This is a genomic window from Vibrio sp. 1CM7H (genome assembly GCF_023161645.1).
Classification (GTDB): domain Bacteria; phylum Pseudomonadota; class Gammaproteobacteria; order Enterobacterales; family Vibrionaceae; genus Vibrio; species Vibrio diabolicus.
On sequence record NZ_JALNTV010000001.1, the window covers coordinates 48430 to 67090 of the forward strand.

Annotated in this window: 14 protein-coding genes and 1 tRNA gene; 7 read left to right on the forward strand and 8 right to left on the reverse strand. The window is 46.3% G+C overall.

Features of this window, described 5'->3' with window-relative positions; all coding sequences use genetic code 11:
- Positions 1-32 precede the first annotated feature (32 nt).
- A complete protein-coding gene (gene brnQ, locus MSG33_RS00225) occupies positions 33-1343 on the reverse strand; it encodes a branched-chain amino acid transport system II carrier protein (protein ID WP_248379325.1) in 1311 nt (436 codons plus the stop codon).
- Between the two features lie 836 nt (positions 1344-2179).
- Between brnQ and MSG33_RS00230 the strand changes: the two genes are divergently transcribed.
- The 3 genes from MSG33_RS00230 (at position 2180) to lhgO (ending at position 6637) form a co-directional block, all read left to right on the forward strand.
- Entirely contained in the window at positions 2180-3190 is a 1011-nt protein-coding gene (locus MSG33_RS00230; protein WP_005374185.1) for a TAXI family TRAP transporter solute-binding subunit, read from the forward strand.
- Between the two features lie 88 nt (positions 3191-3278).
- The gene (locus MSG33_RS00235; RefSeq protein WP_248379327.1) at positions 3279-5402 is read left to right on the forward strand and encodes a TRAP transporter permease; all 2124 of its coding nucleotides are present in this window, start codon (positions 3279-3281) and stop codon (positions 5400-5402) included.
- An 8-nt stretch (positions 5403-5410) separates the two neighbouring features.
- Positions 5411-6637 (forward strand): L-2-hydroxyglutarate oxidase, encoded by a 1227-nt coding sequence (gene lhgO / locus MSG33_RS00240; RefSeq protein WP_248379329.1) that lies wholly within the window; start codon positions 5411-5413, stop codon positions 6635-6637.
- A gap of 47 nt (positions 6638-6684) precedes the next feature.
- Here lhgO and MSG33_RS00245 read toward each other — a convergent pair whose 3' ends face one another.
- The 3 genes from MSG33_RS00245 to MSG33_RS00255 form a co-directional block, all read right to left on the reverse strand.
- Positions 6685-7089 carry a cystatin gene (locus MSG33_RS00245; RefSeq protein WP_167427207.1) on the reverse strand — a complete coding sequence of 135 codons (405 nt, stop codon included), beginning with the start codon at positions 7087-7089 and terminating at the stop codon, positions 6685-6687.
- Between the two features lie 174 nt (positions 7090-7263).
- A complete protein-coding gene (cydB, locus tag MSG33_RS00250) occupies positions 7264-8262 on the reverse strand; it encodes a cytochrome d ubiquinol oxidase subunit II (protein ID WP_248379331.1) in 999 nt (332 codons plus the stop codon).
- A gap of 10 nt (positions 8263-8272) precedes the next feature.
- Positions 8273-9661: a cytochrome ubiquinol oxidase subunit I gene (locus MSG33_RS00255; protein ID WP_115386451.1), complete on the reverse strand. Its 1389-nt coding sequence runs from the start codon at positions 9659-9661 to the stop codon at positions 8273-8275.
- 162 nt (positions 9662-9823) lie between these two features.
- On the opposite strand from MSG33_RS00255, the gene MSG33_RS00260 reads away from it, so the two are divergent.
- Together MSG33_RS00260 and MSG33_RS00265 are read left to right on the forward strand one after the other, a co-directional pair.
- Complete coding sequence (locus MSG33_RS00260; RefSeq protein ID WP_248379333.1) at positions 9824-11068, forward strand: NADH:ubiquinone reductase (Na(+)-transporting) subunit B; 1245 nt, start codon at positions 9824-9826, stop codon at positions 11066-11068.
- Positions 11069-11366: 298 nt separating this feature from the next.
- Positions 11367-12767, forward strand: a complete 1401-nt coding sequence (locus MSG33_RS00265; RefSeq protein ID WP_053808157.1) for a tryptophanase — start codon at positions 11367-11369, stop codon at positions 12765-12767.
- Between the two features lie 74 nt (positions 12768-12841).
- Here the strand turns inward: MSG33_RS00265 and MSG33_RS00270 are convergent, their stop codons facing one another.
- Positions 12842-13453 (reverse strand): DUF2913 family protein, encoded by a 612-nt coding sequence (locus MSG33_RS00270; RefSeq protein WP_005374167.1) that lies wholly within the window; start codon positions 13451-13453, stop codon positions 12842-12844.
- Between the two features lie 32 nt (positions 13454-13485).
- A tRNA-Leu gene (locus tag MSG33_RS00275) sits at positions 13486-13569 on the reverse strand.
- A 561-nt stretch (positions 13570-14130) separates the two neighbouring features.
- Between MSG33_RS00275 and MSG33_RS00280 the strand changes: the two genes are divergently transcribed.
- Positions 14131-15339 carry a NupC/NupG family nucleoside CNT transporter gene (locus MSG33_RS00280; RefSeq protein ID WP_005393641.1) on the forward strand — a complete coding sequence of 403 codons (1209 nt, stop codon included), beginning with the start codon at positions 14131-14133 and terminating at the stop codon, positions 15337-15339.
- Positions 15340-15393: 54 nt separating this feature from the next.
- Here MSG33_RS00280 and MSG33_RS00285 read toward each other — a convergent pair whose 3' ends face one another.
- Complete coding sequence (locus MSG33_RS00285; protein ID WP_248379335.1) at positions 15394-16482, reverse strand: DUF3541 domain-containing protein; 1089 nt, start codon at positions 16480-16482, stop codon at positions 15394-15396.
- A gap of 69 nt (positions 16483-16551) precedes the next feature.
- Positions 16552-17157, reverse strand: a complete 606-nt coding sequence (locus MSG33_RS00290; protein WP_048624683.1) for an alpha-ketoglutarate-dependent dioxygenase AlkB — start codon at positions 17155-17157, stop codon at positions 16552-16554.
- A gap of 131 nt (positions 17158-17288) precedes the next feature.
- Here MSG33_RS00290 and MSG33_RS00295 point away from each other — a divergent pair, with 131 nt between their 5' ends.
- Positions 17289-18644 (forward strand): diguanylate cyclase, encoded by a 1356-nt coding sequence (locus MSG33_RS00295; RefSeq protein WP_164665369.1) that lies wholly within the window; start codon positions 17289-17291, stop codon positions 18642-18644.
- Positions 18645-18661 lie beyond the last annotated feature (17 nt).

The window sequence follows — 18661 nt, forward strand, 5'->3', positions numbered from 1 at the left end:
TTACTTATTGAGTGATGTCTTATGTTAAACGGCTATTCATTTATCAGCTCGAATTGTTCGGTTTGGTTGGTTTTCGTCGTAAACAGCAGACCAACAATCATCATAAATACGCTAGGCATAATCCAGCTAGCAAAGTCATTGTACAGAGGCATGTAATTACCCATCCACTCATTGGTGGAATCTGGCATATAACCTAGGATGTGCAGCGCATCAACACAACCAAACGTTAGAGCAGTGAATGCGGTCGCGACCACCATGATTTGCGACATCTTGTTACGCACTGGTGCCATGATCATCAATGCAATCGCTACTGGGTGAAGCGCCACAACCGCTGGCAATGTGATAGCCAATAGTTGCTCCAGACCTACGTTGGCGATCAAACCAGCCAATACCATGGTCGTGATAACGCAGCCTTTGTAGTTCACTTTGCTGAAAGTGTTGTCGTAGAACTCACTGCCTGCGGTGGTTACGCCGATAGCAGTAGTCAAACACGCCAATACCATCACGGCACCTAGTAATAGTGAGCCAAATGCACCGAAGTGGCTGAAGGTGAACGCCGTTAAGATGTCGCCACCATTACTGAACTCAGAACCCAAGTATGAGCTCGTCGAGCCAATGTAAGCCAATGAGATGTAAACAAATGCCATGGCAACGGCGTACATCAAAGCTGCGATTAGCGTGTATTTTGCGGTGGCTTTCGGACAATCCACCCCCATGCTGCGAATCGCTCGGAAGATGATCCAACCAAAACCGATAGAACCTAACGCATCCATGGTCATGTAGCCTTGCGTCAAGCCTTCAGCAAATGCGCCAGATACGTATGGTCCCGTTGCGGCAGTTAGCTCGCCGGTTGGGTAAATCAGAGCGGTCACAGACATGATCACTAAAATAGCCATCAATGCAGGGGTTAAGATCTTGCCTAGGTTGTCGACCAATTTGCCCGGGTATAGCGCAAACAAAATGGTGATAACACAGAAAGCAATTGTGAAAGGCACCAAAGCGGCATCACCAAACATTGGTGCAAAGCTAAATTGGTAAGCCACGGTAATCGCGCGTGGTATTACGAATGCAGGACCAATCACGATAAATACCATTACCCAAAAACTGGTCGCCAAAGGTTTAGGTAGGGCTGCGGTTAATTTATCTGAACCGTTTACGATAGCGACCATCACCAGTGCCATTGCAGGCAGACCTACGCCCGTTAAGAGGAAGCCAGACATCCCGCTCAGAAAGTTTTCACCTGCTTGGTAACCCAAAAATGGAGGGAAGATCAGGTTACCCGCGCCTAAGTACATGGCGAAAGTCATGAAGCCCAAAGCGGCGATATTGCGTGCGCTTAACATTGTTATTCCTCTTATGTTTCGCTTGGAAGAAACTGAAAGGAATGGGAGGAGTATGTGGTGTTCCCGTCAGCTTCTTCTCAAGCTGACAGAAAGTTTAGATATAGCCTGTCAGCTCTGAATCAGTTTCAGAGAGAGCAGGAGGATCGCAGCAGCAACGCCAGATGGGCGTTTTAAAGCGAATTGTAATTGCGCAGTTGCTGACATGGGTGATCCTTAATGACGAAAAAATACCAAGGAATAGGTTTGCCTTGGCGTGTTGTTACCCTAACGAACATGAGGCTATTGGCACAACCCCGAAGTAGAAAATAAGTTGATACGGTCAATGTTTGTTTCTGAGCTGGTGGATCGAACTGCTTTTTTAATTCAAAATTAGAATAAATGACTTATCAATTCTGTAACATGGCTTGTTTTGCTGTATTTTTGTGCTATTTGTAGTCGTTTAGGCTATAAACCTCCGCTGATAAAGTGAGCAGTTTAGAATGATGCGCTTTTTCTTCTTATTGTTAAGACGCTCATTAGTTGCAGTTCAATCCAAAATTGCATCGGCAAAATATTGCTTATCAGCCAATCGTGCATTTATTTTGTCTTGATCACATTTTATTAACCTTTTGCGCTCTAGGCGTGCAACCTCCTTCTCTTCAATGAGCAAGATCTTGCTCATTACTTTGCTATCAAATCAGCATGATTTTGCTCATTTTTGATGTCTTTCAGCGCTTAGTTCAATAAATACAAAGGGTTAAAAGTTGGCATTTCAATTGCTCTAGGGAATTTGTTGTTAATAAAGATTTAACATGATGTAAATCCCCAATCGTGAAACGACTACACGGAGAGTAATAATGAAAATGAATAAGCTGGTAAAAGCTTTGGCTGTCGCTGTGACTTCTTTTGGTATTGCGGCTAACGCTGCGGCAGAGGACCGTAGCTACATTCTTGCTACGGCATCGACAGGTGGTACTTACTACCCTGTGGGCGTAGCGTTGGCGACGTTAAGCAAAGTGAAATTGGCACCAAAGCACCACTTCTCCCTTTCTGCAATCAGCTCTGCGGGCTCTGGTGAAAACGTCAAACTGCTGAACGAGAACGAAGCACAGTTCGCGATCCTACAAGGTCTTTACGGTGCTTGGGCTTGGTCTGGTGAAGGTCCTTATGAGAAGAGCGGTCGCCAAGAGCAGCTGCGTTCGGTCTCTATGTTGTGGCAAAACGTTGAGCACTTTATTGTTCGCTCTGACCTAGCAAAAACGGGCACAGTGACTGACCTGAACAACCTAGATGGCAAGAAGTTCTCTATCGGTAAGAAGAACTCTGGTACTGAGAACTCGGGTCGCCAAATCATGAAAGGTCTGAAGGTCGACCCTGATAAATTCAATCTTGCTTACATGGGCTACGGCGGCAGCGCGAGCGCACTTCAAAACGGCACCATTGACGGCATGAACACGCCTGCAGGTGTACCTGTTGGTGCGGTCACTCAAGCTTTCGCTGCGTTGGGTAAAGACATTTCGATTCTTTCGTTTACTGACGAACAAATCAAAGAGGCGAACGGTAACTACAACCTATGGACGAAGTACGAGATCCCAGCGAACACGTACCCAGGCCTAGATAAGCCGATCACTACTATTGCACAGCCAAACTTCTTGGCTGTTCGTGAAGATATCTCGGAAGAAGACGTTTACCAACTAACCAAAGCGATCTACGAGAACCTGCCTTTCCTACAAGGTATCCACAAAGCAACAAAAGCAATGGCGATTGAGAAAGCGATCGCTGGCTTGCCTGTGCCTCTTCACCCAGGCGCGGCGCGTTACTACAAAGAAATGGGCATCGAAATCCCATCAGACCTAATGGCGAAATAACGCCTACTTGGCCCCGAGCTTCGGCTCGGGGCATTTTATCCCTACCGATTTCTAAGATGGAAAAAGCCGCCAGAGCTTGGAGTATGAGATGAGCGACTCAATAGAAAAGGAATTGCAGAAGTTTGAGCTGCCCACGCGCACTGATTTTCCGTGGGTAACCACCACAATCACAGTGTTTGGCGTGGTGTTGTCTGCTTTGCACATTTGGTTTAATACCTTATCGACGTTACCAGAGTTATGGATTTCCGCGACCCACTTTGCTGGCTTTGCGGTGATTTGTGCGCTTTGGTATCCGGCTCATATCTCCCTCAAGCAGAGTAAGATTGCACTCGGCATTGATGTGTTAATTGCCATGGGCGCGGTCGCATGTTTGCTCTACATTCCCTATGCCGAAGACGCGCTGTATGAACGTGGCGTGAAGTTCGTGACCAGCGATTGGGTCTTTGCCATCATGGCCATTTTGATTGTTATCGAACTGATCCGACGCACCATGGGTTGGTTTATTCCAGTGCTGATTGTGGTGTGTTTAAGCTACGTTGTGCTTTGGGGTAAGTGGGCGACAGGTATTTTCCACTTCCCAGGTTTGAGCATGGAAACCTTGCTCTACCGCAGCTTCTATTCTTCTGAGGGCATGTTTGGCTCTATCTCGCGCATCAGTTGGACTTTCGTATTCATGTTCATTCTGTTTGGTGCGTTTCTTGTGCGCTCTGGTGTTGGTGATTACATCATCAATGTGGCACGTGCTGCGGCTGGCAAAATCATTGGTGGTCCCGGTTTTATTGCGGTGATTGGCTCCGGTTTGATGGGCTCAGTATCGGGCTCTAGTGTGGCCAATACGGTTTCCACCGGTGTTATCAGTATTCCTTTAATGCAAAAAGCAGGTTTCCCTTCGCGCTTTGCGGCGGGGGTTGAAGCTGCGGCGTCGACAGGTGGTCAGTTGATGCCACCAGTGATGGGCGCGGGTGCTTTCATCATGGCGTCTTACACACAAATTCCTTATGTTGATATCATTGCGGTTTCTTTCATTCCTGCTCTTATCTATTTCTTGTCTGTGGCGTTCTTTGTGCGTATCGAAGCCAAACGCAGCGGGGTTCAAAAAATCACGACCAGCGATGAATCTCTATTAAAAGTGTTGATCAGCGGTTGGCACAACCTTATCCCGCTGGCGGTATTGGTTACTCTTTTGGTTCAAGGTTTTACACCGACTTACGCTGCGGGCTTGTCGATCATTTCTGTGGTGGTGGCTTCTTGGTTCTCGAAAGATCACAAGATGGGACCAAAAGCGATCATCGAAGCACTTTCACAAGGTGCGAAAAACATGGCGACAACTGCGGTATTGCTGGTGGGTATTGGTTTGGTGATCAACGTGATCAGTACAACGGGAATCGGCAACACGTTCTCATTGATGATCGACGGTTGGGCGAATGGCGACTTGTTCATCATGATCGTTCTGATTGCGCTCGCTTCTCTTGTTTTGGGGATGGGTTTACCCGTGACAGCGGCGTATATTGTATTGGGCACACTGTCTGCCCCTGCGCTTTACAAGTTGATTGCGGAAAACCAACTGCTTGAATTGATGGTGTCAGGTCAATTGCCTGAACAAGCAAAAGCGATCTTCATGTTGGCGGCGCCAGAAAAGCTGGAACTGCTTAATGCACCAATGGCGTTGGAAACCGCGAAAGAAATGGTGGCGCTAGTACCTGCGGACTTTATGGAAACTCTACTAGAGCAAAGTTTGGGTATAGAAGCGGTAGGTTTGGCATTGCTGGCTGCTCACCTCATCATCTTCTGGTTATCGCAAGACAGTAACGTAACACCCCCAGTGTGTTTGACCGCCTTTGCTGCGGCAACCATCGCGAAAACACCGCCAATGCGCACCGGTTTGATGGCGTGGAAAATCGCCAAAGGTTTGTATCTTGTACCGCTACTTATTGCCTATACAGGCTTGGTCAGTTGGGATGTGACGTCGGTGATTACCGTGGGCTTCTTTGCCATCATCGGTACCTATGCATTGATTGGTGCGATTGAAGGTTACTTGGAAGGTCCTCTAAACATTCTGACGCGTCTCTTGTTGGTAGTGGTGGGTACATTGCTGGTTTGGCACGACATCCCAATGTTGGTTCGTGTGGCAAGCTGCGCGGTATTTGTCGCGGTGTTCATTTACAGTGGTCGCAAGCTCAAATTGCAACAATCTCAACTATCGGTTTTATAAGAGGTCGTATGAAATCAGTCTATGACTACATCATTGTTGGTGGCGGTATCGTTGGCGTGTCGACGGCATGGCAACTGCAGCAACGTCACCCTGACAAATCCATTTTATTGGTTGAGAAAGAGTCCGGCTTTGCCAAGCATCAAACTGGACACAATAGCGGCGTGATTCATGCCGGGGTGTACTACGCGCCGGGCAGCTTAAAAGCCGATTTTTGTAAGCGTGGGGTAGAGCGAACCATTTCGTTCTGTGCTGAGCACGATATTCCGGTGGAGAACTGTGGCAAGTTGTTGGTTGCGACCAATGAGCAAGAAGTCGAACGTATGAATGCCCTTTATGAGCGCTGCCATGTCAACGGTATCGACGTAAAGCTACTCGATGAAGTTCAACTCAAACTGGCTGAACCAAACATCACAGGCTTGGGCGCGATTTATGTCAAAACCACCAGTATTGTCGATTATCGTTTGGTCACTGAGCAGATGGCGGAAGAGTTCCAAAAGCTCGGCGGGCAAATTAGCCTGAGAACCAAAGTGGTGGCTGCCGAAGAGAAGGACGAAGAAGTCCAACTGACCTGCATTTCAGACGGTCAAACCATGCAGCTCAATGCTAAGTTCTTGGTTACTTGCAGCGGCTTGATGGCGGATCGTATGACTAAGATGATGGGTATTCCGACCGATTTCCAAATCATCCCTTATCGTGGTGAATACTACCGCTTAGATAGCAAACACGACCAAGTGGTGAATCATCTTATTTATCCAATTCCAGACCCTGACTTGCCTTTCTTGGGTGTCCACCTCACTCGCATGATTGACGGCAGTGTGACCGTCGGTCCAAATGCGGTGCAAGGCTGGAAGCGAGAAGGGTACGACAAGGTTAATTTCAGCTTGCAAGATACCATGCAAATGCTCAGTTTCTCCGGTTTCTGGAAGGTGACACAAAAGCATCTAAAAACCGGACTGGATGAGTTTAAGAACTCGTGGTGGAAGCCGGGCTATATCAAGTTGGTCAACAAATATTGCCCCAGCATCAAGGTCGAAGATCTCAAACCATATCCTGCGGGTATTCGTGCGCAAGCAGTGTTATCCGATGGCACTTTGGTTCATGACTTTTTGTTTGCCGAGAGCGCAAGAAGCTTGCATGTTTGCAACGCCCCCTCTCCTGCAGCGACATCTGCAATGCCTATTGGAGAGTACATTTGCGATAAGGTGAATGAGAAGATGGAGGCGAAAACGGTATAAAACAAAGGCGACGTAACTGTCGCCTTTGCTATATTTGAAGCGAGGTTTTATGACTCGCCTTCTTTGGGGCAAAGTTCACCTTTCTTGGCGTGTCTTTCGATCATGTAATCGCCTCGGGCACTGTGCAGGACTATCGCGTTCCAGACTTGGCCATCTTGCAACTCGAACTCAAACGCATAATGGGTGCCGCCGACCATTTTCGTTCTCACCTCATGAATCGCTTTCAATTTATCATCGGCATTCATTTGATAAAGCACCATGTTGAGTGAGCGTCTGGCGTCAGGAGTTGCTTGAGCAACTTGCCAATGGCTCTGTTCGTTTGTTGCGGAGCAAATAGACCGCATTTTACTTTTCATGGCGGATGACATCTGCTTGTCTACGGCCAATGCATTTGGTGAAAACAGTAGACCTGTCAAAGGAATCAAAGTTGCCAGAATCTGCTTTAAGGTCATAAAAACACTCCGTTGTTTTACTCTTGCTTGAGTATAGACCTCAATGACTTCAGATGTGGTGCAGTAGACTCTTGGCCTACAATATCGCAGCTCGTATCAGCGAACTGACGATAAACAAGGCGACCACGCTTGCCAGCCAAATGCCAATGAACCACAAAATGGGTTTTAGTTTCATTAGTGATATCCCTCTCCACGTTTCATCTTACCGCGGAAAACCCAATACGAATAAGCCGTGTAGGCTATGATCAGAGGAAGTAATACCACCGCACCGGCAAGTAAAAATGCCAAACTTTTATCTGGCGCGGCGACGTCTTGATAAGTGAGTGCGAATGGGACCAAGTAAGGAAATGTACTGACACCGAAACCCATCGCGGAAACAAGAAACAGGCCGATGGCAAGTACATAGGCACGAACAGCTTTGTGGTCGAGTAAGGCTTTGAATAGCTGCCAAATGAGTGCCACTGCAATAATTGGTAAGATGAAAAACAGCAGCGAGTTTGGTAATGAGAACCAACGTTCAAAGACGATATGTTGGCTCAATGGCAACCACAAACTGGCGATGAATATACAGGCTACCATTGCTAGCCCCCATCGTCGCGCGACCACGTAGTAACGCCCCATCAGCTCTTCTGGAAGCTTGATTAATAACCAGCATGAACCAAGCAGAATATAAGCACAAACAAGCGCCAAGCCACAAAATACGCTAAATGGCGAAAGCCAATCAAACCATCCACCTGCGTATGCTCGTTCACTAACTTCTATACCTTGGAGCAGGGTTCCAAGCATAATGCCTTGCATCAATGCCGCGGTGAGTGAACCAATGAAAAAAGCGCTATCCCATAAAAACTTTCCGCGTTGTGTTCGGAAGCGATACTCAAAAGAAACCCCGCGCAGAATTAGCCCGAGCAGCATTAAAATCAGGGGAGCATAGAGTGCTGGCATAATGACCGCGTAGGCGAGGGGGAACACGGCAAAAAGCCCACCACCGCCAAGAACTAGCCAAGTTTCATTCCCATCCCAAACAGGAGCGATACTGTTCATCATCATGTCGCGCTCTTCATCGTCATTAGCGCTGAGGAATAGGATACCAATACCGAGATCAAAGCCATCTAACACGACATAAATCAGAACGGCGAGCCCAATCAAAGCGTACCAAATTAATGCGTAATCCATGAGTTAGCTCCTAGGTTAGATGGTTAGAATGTGTGATGGCATCGGTTTTCGTGCCATCAGGAAGTCGGCTGTCTAAGCCTTCTTCATAACGAGTTGGAGATTTGCGCATCAAACGCAGTAGGTAGAAGAAGCCTGCTCCAAAAACCACAAAGTAAACCACGATGAACGCCGTCAGGGAGACGCTCACCGCGGCGGCATCAATAGGCGATGCCGAATTGGCTGTGGTTAAAAGACCGTACACGGTGTAAGGCTGGCGACCGACTTCGGTGGTTATCCAGCCTGCTAAAACTGCAATGAACCCCGCTGGGGCAAACAGGACACAAATACGTTGAAGTGCCCTTGAATCAAAAAGTTTGCGACGTTTTCTTAGCCATAGGCTCCACAAACCAATAACAAGCATGCCAAAACCAAGCGCGACCATTACTCGGAAAGACCAGAAAACGATAGAGACAGGAGGGTGTTCCTCCTCTGGAAAAGCATCTAATCCCTTCACTTCACCGTTGAGGTCATGAGTTAAAATCAAACTACCGAGTTTGGGGATTTCCAGTGCGTATTCCATACGTTTTTCTTCATCGTTAGGGATACCGAAGAGGATCAATGGCGCGCCTTGGTGAGACTCATAGTGCCCTTCCATTGCGGCAACTTTGGCGGGTTGATGTTCAAGGGTGTTCAATCCATGCATGTCTCCAGCAACGATTTGAATTGGTGTCACGATGGCTGCCATCCACATTGCCATCGAGAACATAATTCTGGCTAGTGGATTATGGTTTGCTTTTAGTAAGTGATAAGCGGCAACGCCCGCTACAACAAAGGCGGTAGTGAGGTAAGCGGCGAGCAACATATGAACGAGCCGATAAGGGAAGGAAGGGTTGAAGACAATCGCCCACCAATCTTCTGGGATAAACTGTCCGGCTTCGTTGATACTGTAGCCCGTTGGTGTTTGCATCCAGCTATTGACCGAAAGTATCCAAAACGCAGACAAAAACGTCCCGAATGCAACAATACAAGTCGCTGTGAAGTGAAGCTTCTTGCCTACCTTATCCATACCGAAGAGCATCACGCCTAAAAACCCCGCTTCGAGGAAAAACGCAGTGAAAACTTCATATCCCATTAACGGGCCTAAGACTGGGCCTGTTTTGTCGGCAAATACGCTCCAGTTGGTCCCGAATTGATAGCTCAACACGATGCCACTTACCACACCCATACCAAAACTGATGGCAAAGATTTTGAGCCAGTATTTATATATCTGCATGTACTGTTTGTTGCCCGTTTTTAAGTACAAGCCCTCTAACACGGCGAGGTAACTTGCCAAACCAATCGTAAACGCTGGAAAAATGATGTGGAAAGAGACAGTAAAGGCAAATTGGAATCTGGCTAAATCGATGGCGAGTGTATCCATGGGCATTCCCTTTTAAGTTTCGAATTAACAGTTCGCCGAATTGGAAGAGATGAGGGAAGAGCGACGAACAAAATGGAATACGAAGAAGGAAGGCTAAGAGATTAAAAAACGATCGCTTTTTACGGCAGTGCGTACCATCTTTTAGATAAAGGAGGAGTTGTTATGAGCCTTAAACACTACTTTGAGAAAGCGACACCTAAGTTTGGCCCAGGTGGGAAGTATCACAAGTTCTATCCATTGTTCGAAGCTGTCGAAACCATTTTTTACACGCCTGGTAAGGTTAACCAGGGCATGACTCACGTTCGAGATAGCATCGATTTAAAACGTATTATGATCATGGTGTGGCTGGCGGTCTTCCCTGCCATGTTCTGGGGTATGTACAACATAGGTCAGCAGTCCAGCGATGCTTTGTTGTATGGAATGGATCAAGCCTCAGCTCAGCAAGCGCTGGCTTCTTCGTGGCAACTGAGTTGGGTATGGGGCTCGTTAGATGCGGTTTCACAAGCGGGGTGGGCAAGTAAAATGTGGCTTGGTGCTACTTATTTTCTACCCGTTTATGCGACGGTGTTTATCGTTGGTGGTTTCTGGGAAGTTCTGTTTGCTATTGTGCGAAAGCATGAGGTAAATGAAGGCTTTTTTGTCAGCTCTATACTCTTTGCGCTGATCCTTCCACCGACAATTCCACTGTGGCAAGCGGCTTTAGGTATCACTTTCGGTATTGTTGTGGCGAAGGAGATTTTCGGTGGTACGGGGCGAAACTTCTTAAACCCGGCACTAGCAGGGCGAGCCTTCTTGTACTTCGCTTATCCCGCTAACATGTCCGGTGGTGCCGTGTGGGTTGCGGCAGATGGTTACTCTGGCGCTACACCGCTGAGCCAATGGTATGAAGGTGGGCAAAGTGCCTTGATAAATAATATGACGGGGCAGCCAATTTCATGGGGAGATGCTTTTGTTGGTAACTTGCCAGGCTCGATGGGTGAAGTCTCCACGCTGTTGATTGCACTAACAGGCTTTATTCTTATCTTTATGAAGATAGCGTCGTGGCGAATCGTTGCAGGTGTGTTGGTTGGTTTAGTGGCGGCTTCATTATTATTGAATGCGATCGGTTCGGACTCTAACCCAATGTTCTCCATGCCGTTTTACTGGCACTTCGTGATTGGTGGGGTCGCGTTTGGTACCTTCTTTATGGCGACAGATCCTGTCTCGGCGGCTTTTACCAATGGCGGTAAATGGGCATACGGACTATTAATCGGTGTGATGACGATTTTTATCCGAGTGCTGAACCCAGCGTATCCAGAAGGCATCATGTTAGCGATTCTATTTGCTAACTTATTCGCGCCACTTTTCGATTATTTAGTCAAAGAAAGTAATATCAAACGCAGAATGAAAAGGGCGAGACCTTCTTAAAATGAGGGTGACTTCACTGAAAGTTGATTGAAAACTGCACTATATTGAAAAGGTCAGAAACATGGGGTTTCTGGCTTTTTATTTTTATCAGGAGGACGAAGACGATGAGAATAAAGGATATTCTCGATAGCCGTTTGGTGCTGTCGTTCTGGTACAACCTAGACTACTGCTTGTCTCTTCTTAGTAAAATCTCTTCTCGTTGATTTCCTCAATGCAATCGCATTGAAAAGCATTCTATCTATTTGTTTTTTAGTCTTACGTGATAGCGCGTAGGGCAATGCGTATAAGGAAATTAACAATGAAACGTATTCCAGAACCTTTCCGTATCAAAATGGTTGAGCCAATCAAAATGACGACTTTGGCAGACCGTGAAGTCGCGTTAAAAGAAGCGGGTTATAACCCATTTCTTCTTCGTAGTGATGATGTTTATATCGATTTGCTGACTGACTCTGGCACTGGTGCCATGAGTGATAATCAGTGGGCTGGCATCATGATGGGGGATGAATCCTATGCGGGGAGTCGAAATTACTACAACCTATGTGATGCAGTGGAGCACTTCTTTGGTTACAAGCTCACCGTGCCTGCGCACCAAGGGCGTGGTGCCGAGCAAATTTTGTTCCCAGCTTTGATTGAGCGTATGCGTCAAGTGCGTGGTGGTGAAACGCCAGTATTTATATCGAACTACCATTTTGATACCACAGCGGGTCACATTGAACTCAATGGCGGTAAAGCGATTAACGTGGTAACGGAAGAAGCATTCGACACCACTACGCCTTATGATTGGAAGGGCAACTTTGATATCGATAAGCTGGTGGCAACAATTGAAGCGCACGGTTCACATAACATTTGTGCGATTATCACCACGATTACTTGTAATAGTTCCGGTGGCCAGCCTGTGTCGATGGAAAACATGCGCAGCGTGTACGAAATCGCAACCAAGTACGATATTCCGGTGGTGATTGACTCGGCTCGTTACTGTGAGAACGCCTACTTTATTAAGCAGCGTGAAGAGGGGTACGAAGATAAATCGATTCTGGAAATCATTCGCGAGATGTATCAATACGGCGATATGTTGACGATGTCGGCTAAGAAAGACCCGATGGTAAACATTGGTGGTATGTGTTGTATTCGTGATCATAAAGAGTTGTTCCAAGCAGTGCAGACACGTTGTGTACCCATGGAAGGGTTTGTGACATACGGTGGTATGGCTGGGCGTGATATGGAAGCGCTCGCTCGAGGTTTGTATGAAGCGGCAGATGAAGATTTTCTTCACTACCGAATTAGCCAAGTTCAATACTTAGGTGAGCGCTTACGTGAAGGAGGTATTCCAATTCAATACCCAACGGGAGGTCACGCGGTGTTTGTGGATGCCGCTAAGATTTTGCCACACATTCCAGCGGATCAGTTCCCTGCGCAGGTATTGTGTAATGCTTTGTACTTGGAGGCGGGTATTCGAGCAGTAGAGATAGGATCGTTGCTGCTTGGTCGAGATCCGGAAACGGGTAAACAAAAAGCGTCAGAGCTTGAGTTGATGCGTTTGACCATTCCACGTCGTGTCTATACAAACGATCATATGGATTACATTGCGGATGCGATTATCGAACTGAAAAATCGTGCACATGAGTTAAAAGGGCTCACTTTCGAGTACGAGCCACCAGTGCTGCGCCACTTTACTGCTCGGTTTAAAGAAATCGATTAATTAAGGTTTGAATATAGAAAAACAAAAGGCCGCGAGTTTCGCGGCCTTTTTCGATTTGTTTCTTAGCGTTACAGTTACGCCAACTCTAATGTAATGCGAACGAACTGATCGTCCTGGTACTGCACTTCATAATTGAATGTACCACTGGCGTAAATGCTGCCAAGGAAAAGTGAGCGTTGACTCATTGGTCCACGGAACAGCATCGAAATAGGAGCGATTAGGGCGTTATTATCATCGAAGTGCTGATTTAAGTTCTCAGAAAGCACACACAGCAAACAGCCGTGTTGGTCGTGAGATAAGTCGACGTCTTCCGGTCGAGATAATAATACGGTAGTCCCCAACTTCTTCTCAATCTCGTTAATCAACAGCAAGTAGCTATCTAGATCAGGTTGAGGGTTACTTGGTTTATCTGCACCCACGCAACGTTCGAGTAACGCTTCCAGATTTCCGTTCTCGCCTTTTGCCTGTTGAGTCAAAGACTTTAACGGCTTTTTAATCAGCTTATAGCGATTACTCTTCAGTTTTGGCTTCAGCCATTTCTGCAGTAAGTCGTTACGCTCTTTAAGGGAGAGGCCATGTGAGGACGCGTGAATTTTAAAGTGCAGGTGCAATAAAGCGTGAACCGCAAGCTCACTCAGAAGTTGGTTAGCATCTGTAGACTGTCTTGCCTGCTTAGAACTTTGCATTACACTCGAACAAAATTAGGGAAGAAGGATAATGGTGCCGAGAGAGGGACTCGAACCCTCACACCAAAGGCACTAGCACCTCATGCTAGCGTGTCTACCAATTTCACCATCTCGGCATCATGATGCTCTGAATACTCAGAGGCCTCGAAAAGAAGCACCGCGAATTGTATAACCAAAATCCATCTGTTGGCGAGAGCAAAATGACGAATTTTGGATCTTTCGAGTTTGATTGCGTATTTATTGGTCACTTTTGCGTTTTTACCATCAAAGTCTGTCCTTATACCCTTACTTTTATTAACAGTATGACGACAAAAGAACGTTTTTGCCTAAATTTTGAACGCTTGAACGTTTGCGTAAATAAATGTGATGAATATCTCTTTTTGTTGGCTATACTTGCGTCCCGTTTAAGCGGGAATTAGGGTTTAGTTGTTCAGGACCCTTACCCATACAAGCCGTCACATGGAGCAGGCCAAGCAATACGCTCGCCAGCAGTGAATGACCCCACGGACCGGACCAGCTACGTTCAATTGCTTGTATAAGGTAAAAATAAGATGTCGAACTATTCGTTCTGTCTACATTCTGGATCTGAAGGCGAGTTATCACTCGCTGCGTTGTCCCTTTCTTCTGCCAATTCCTTTGGCTCTTTTTTCTTTTTCAACGTTCAGTAGGTCCAGCTCATGAGTGTTCTATTTAGTCTATTTGGTATTGTTGCACTGCTAGGTTGTGCTTTCCTACTTTCTGAGGGCCGTTCTTCCATTAATTGGAAAACCGTATCTCGCGCCTTGATGCTACAAATGGGATTTGCTGCCTTAGTGCTTTATTTCCCGTTAGGTCAGGCGGCGCTGGCGAGTTTAAGTAATGGTGTCGCGGGGCTACTCAGCTTTGCTGATGAGGGGATTAAATTCCTCTTTGGTGACCTCGCTTCTTCTGGCTTTATCTTCGCTATTCGTGTCCTTCCTATCATCATCTTCTTCAGTGCTCTTATCTCCGCCCTTTACTACTTGGGCATCATGCAAAAAGTGATTCAATTTATTGGCGGCGCTATCCAGAAGTTCTTGGGTACGAGTAAAGCAGAGTCTCTGGTTGCAACAGGTAACATTTTCTTATCTCAAGGCGAGTCCCCACTTCTTATTCGTCCATTTCTTTCGAACATGACTCGCTCTGAACTGTTTGCTGTGATGGCTGGTGGTATGGCTTCAGTGGCGGGTAGTGTGCTTGGTGGTTATGCCGGTTTAGGTGTCGACCTAAAATACTTGATTGCGGCAAGCTTTATGGCAGCTCCAGGTAGTTTGATGATGGCAAAAATCATTGTTCCTGAACGCCAAACGCCAAGCGATTACAACGATATTGAGCTAGATAAATCAGAAGAAAGCAACGTTATTGATGCGCTAGCAAGCGGTGCCATGGGCGGTATGAAAGTGGCCGTTGCTGTTGGTACCATGCTTATCGCTTTTGTTAGTGTTATCGCGATGGTGAACACGGGACTAGAAAACTTAGGTGACATACTTGGTTTCTCTGGTGTGACGCTACAAGCGATTTTTGGTTACTTGTTTGCACCTCTAGCGTGGTTGATTGGTGTGCCAAGCCACGAAATTCTTGCTGCGGGTTCATACATTGGTCAGAAAGTTGTGATGAACGAGTTTGTTGCGTTTATCGATTTTGTACAGCACAAAGCGACGCTGTCTGAGCATACTCAAGTCATCATCACTTTTGCGTTGTGTGGCTTTGCAAACATTGGCTCAATTGCGATTCAGCTGGGTTCTATCGGCGTGATGGCACCTGAGCGCCGCAAAGATGTAGCAAGTTTAGGCCTAAAAGCGGTTGCTGCTGGCACACTCGCTAACCTGATGAGTGCGTGTTTAGCGGGCATTTTCATCTCGCTCTAATTTAGATTGAAGATGCACACTAAAAACCCGCCTAAATGGCGGGTTTTATTATTTCTAAGGCTTAGGTATTAAGCCGTAGGGTATTGATTTAAAAGCGTCAGGGTGCTCTTGATAAGTTGGCGCTTTATGTACCCCTTTCCAATCGAGCAGCATGATGGCTAGCACGTTACGGTGCTCGCCGTACTTGAGATCAAAACTCCCATCGACCGATGGAATCATTCCTTTTTCAGCGTTGATTGCGTGACGAATGGCTTGGCGGGTTTTCTCGACGACCGGATCGTGATCCAAGCCTGCTAACAAAAACGAAATGCCGACTTCTGCAATTACGTCTTCTTTGGCGCGCAGTAGGATAGTGTCGATGTTGTTGCGAAAGTAATCATAAATCCATTGGTGTTTCTTTTCGCTTACTCGTTCTTGATAGTACTGTGAGTCGGCAAAGATGATGTGCGTCATACCATAGAGTTTATTCCAATACTGCTGCGCTGAAAGCATCTTATCTTTATCGTCAGGGTAGGTGTTACGGAAGGTTTGAGTGAATTCGTCGACCACATCTTGCTCGCCTAGCTGGCGAAGCCAGTAGACTTGGTTTGCGAGCTGAGCTGCCCACGCCTCTATCATTTCTTTGTCCGTAACGTAACGCGAGAAATCGTAGCGCCTCAGGATCTTTCTTAGCGTCTTGTCTTGCTTATGTTTCAGACCATATTCGTTTGCTCTTGCCATTGCGCCAAGCAAATCCACGCCAAGATAAAGATATTCAGGATGGTGTTTAGTGACGGTATAGCGTCGTTGCCCTCGCTCACTTTCTTTCTCTTGATACGCGGTCAGTCTTTGTGATGAATAAAGAATAATGTCTTCAGGTTCAACGACTTCATTAGCAAATCGGTTTAATCGGCTAGCTACTTGTGCCATGTCGGTCCAAACGGCAGCGTGATATTTCTCATCTAACGTCTGGCGGTACATGCGTAAGCCAAAGTGCCCCTCTTTAAACGCAGGTAAAGTGAACAGTTCCTGCTCGTAGGTACTACGAATCAACAGTGCTGATTGAGCATTATCTAGGAGCGGTATCTCTTCTTGTGATGCCTGAACAGCAAAGGTAAGTGAGCAAGAGAGTAAGACCGTTAAGCTAAGAGGTTTGATACGCATAAATCCATTCCCTATGAAGTCCTGAATCTAAACCTACCATCAATATTAATTAAGAATGTAAAAGCTGAGTCAATAGTTAAAAATCTGTCGAAAAGTCAGATTGATACGTTCACCTTTGGTTTTCGCGGTTTTTGGTACACAGTGTTTCCAGTGATGTTGGAGCTCGCCAGCCATAACCAGTAAGGAGCCGTGAGAAAGCTCATACTCAATCTCAGTTTTACAATGTAAATTTCTGAGCAAAAATCGACGTGTTTCACCTAAATTCAAAGAGGCGATAACCGGGTTTCTACCTAGCTCTGGTTCATTGTCTTGGTGCCAGCCCATCGAATCTTGGCCGTGTCGGTATAGGTTGGCAAGTACAGAGTTGAAGGCTACATCCGCAATCGACTCACAGCGCACTTTGAGCTGAGTTAACTCAGGAGTCCAAGGGTGAGGCTGCATGGTCAAGCCAGAGTAAGTATATGCTGCATCACCATGCCACGCTTGTAAACGAGGTTGAAGTACTGACTTGCCGAACATGGTAATGCGCTCTTGATGCCATGGCAGTGTTTCCAGAAGTTGGTCAAAGTAGTGATCCGCTTCTAGATGGCTAAGAAAGTAAGGATCGTAATAGAGTTTACCCCTTTCTACTTCTTGCCACTGAGTACCGCCAAATAAATCGCCTTGTTGATGCATCATCTCATACCTAAAACATAAAAAATTTTAATCACTGTTACCTTTCCGATTGGGATTGGTTATTCTTGTGATAATAAGAATTTTAACAATAAATAAAAATCTCGTAACGATATACGAGTTGTGGGGAGAAAATGCGTTATTTACCCAGAAAGCGATGCTATTTTGCATTGTTCTTCCTCAGTTTTTTCGCTTTATGCGTTGGGGTTATTGAGCTGTTGCATCGAAATCAGCAAGAGCTTCACCAAGAGCGAGTTCAAGTTGAGGCCAAAGAGCAACTTTCCACCCTCCGTTCCAATTTGGAAGCGGTACTTATGGCGGATATCTATAAAGCCAGTACCTTGGCGACACTCATTACTTTACTGCCTAAAAATCAAGAAGACGAATTGAACATTGCGGCTCACCGCATCCTGAGCAAAAGCAAACATATTACGATCATTGGCATTGCGAAGAATGATGTTATCAGTCATATATTTCCCCGCCAAGGTAATGAGCGTTTAATCGGCCTCGATTACCGAACGGTGCCACAGCAGTGGGTACAGGTGCAAAAAGCTAAAGATATACAAGAAATATTTATAGCAGGACCTGTCAACTTGATTCAAGGCGGCAAAGGCTTGATCGTGCGGGTTCCGGTTTTTCTTGATCCACCGTTGAACCAAGATTATTGGGGTGTGATCAGTGCGGTGATTAATTTTGATGCTCTGATGCGAGAAACTGGCGTGATCGATTTTTCTTATCGCTACCCTTTGATGATTCGTGGTTACGACAGTGGCGGTGCTTTTGGTGACGTTTTCTTTGGCGCACTGAGTGAAACCAAAAAGCCATACGCGAAAGAAATGGTTCATTTTCCTTATGGTGGGTGGAGTATGGTGGTTTTCTCCGGAGACAAACTCGACCGTCAAATTCCTTGGCATCAGCTTTATTTAGCAAGGCTTATCGGTTATCCCATTGTTTTTGCACTGAGCCTCGCGCTTATTGCGATTTATCGCTTGTACACCATTGCGGATGATAGAGCACTGCATGATGAACTGACGCACTTACCAAACCGTCGCTATTTTATGAAGTTTTACAAGCAGCAGTTTGAAATAGCGAAACGTTACAAAAAGCGTTACAGCTTCGCCTTAATCAATATAGATCTGGATAGGTTTAAACATATTAACGATACCTATGGTCATGACGCAGGCGACAAGGTCTTAGTCGCTACGGCTGAAAGAGTGAGAAGCTCTCTGCGTAAATCAGATATAGTGGCCCGAATGGGAGGTGATGAGTTTTTAGTTGTCGTTCATAACCCTGGGACGGAAGAAAATGTTCAGTCTCTGCTACAAAAGCTCAGGTTAGCTTTATGTTCGACGCCCGTGATTTACGATGAAGCGCTCATTTACCTGAGAACCAGCATTGGGTACGCGATATTTGATCCGGACATGTCATCTCCAGAGCAAATGATGAAAATAGCCGATGAGAGAATGTATCAACAAAAACATGGCGGATGAACCTGAGCCCAGTTTCA

Coding starts and splice junctions, on each gene's coding strand:
- MSG33_RS00290 (WP_048624683.1), bottom strand. CDS start 17,157: ATGCATCAACAAGGCGATTTATTTGGCGGTACTCAGTGGCAAGAAGTA.
- cydB (WP_248379331.1), bottom strand. CDS start 8,262: ATGGATTACGCATTAATTTGGTACGCTTTGATTGGGCTCGCCGTTCTG.
- MSG33_RS00230 (WP_005374185.1), top strand. CDS start 2,180: ATGAAAATGAATAAGCTGGTAAAAGCTTTGGCTGTCGCTGTGACTTCT.
- MSG33_RS00235 (WP_248379327.1), top strand. CDS start 3,279: ATGAGCGACTCAATAGAAAAGGAATTGCAGAAGTTTGAGCTGCCCACG.
- MSG33_RS00245 (WP_167427207.1), bottom strand. CDS start 7,089: ATGACCTTAAAGCAGATTCTGGCAACTTTGATTCCTTTGACAGGTCTA.
- MSG33_RS00260 (WP_248379333.1), top strand. CDS start 9,824: ATGAGCCTTAAACACTACTTTGAGAAAGCGACACCTAAGTTTGGCCCA.
- MSG33_RS00280 (WP_005393641.1), top strand. CDS start 14,131: ATGAGTGTTCTATTTAGTCTATTTGGTATTGTTGCACTGCTAGGTTGT.
- MSG33_RS00285 (WP_248379335.1), bottom strand. CDS start 16,482: ATGCGTATCAAACCTCTTAGCTTAACGGTCTTACTCTCTTGCTCACTT.
- MSG33_RS00265 (WP_053808157.1), top strand. CDS start 11,367: ATGAAACGTATTCCAGAACCTTTCCGTATCAAAATGGTTGAGCCAATC.
- MSG33_RS00295 (WP_164665369.1), top strand. CDS start 17,289: ATGCGTTATTTACCCAGAAAGCGATGCTATTTTGCATTGTTCTTCCTC.
- MSG33_RS00270 (WP_005374167.1), bottom strand. CDS start 13,453: ATGCAAAGTTCTAAGCAGGCAAGACAGTCTACAGATGCTAACCAACTT.
- brnQ (WP_248379325.1), bottom strand. CDS start 1,343: ATGTTAAGCGCACGCAATATCGCCGCTTTGGGCTTCATGACTTTCGCC.
- MSG33_RS00255 (WP_115386451.1), bottom strand. CDS start 9,661: ATGGATACACTCGCCATCGATTTAGCCAGATTCCAATTTGCCTTTACT.
- lhgO (WP_248379329.1), top strand. CDS start 5,411: ATGAAATCAGTCTATGACTACATCATTGTTGGTGGCGGTATCGTTGGC.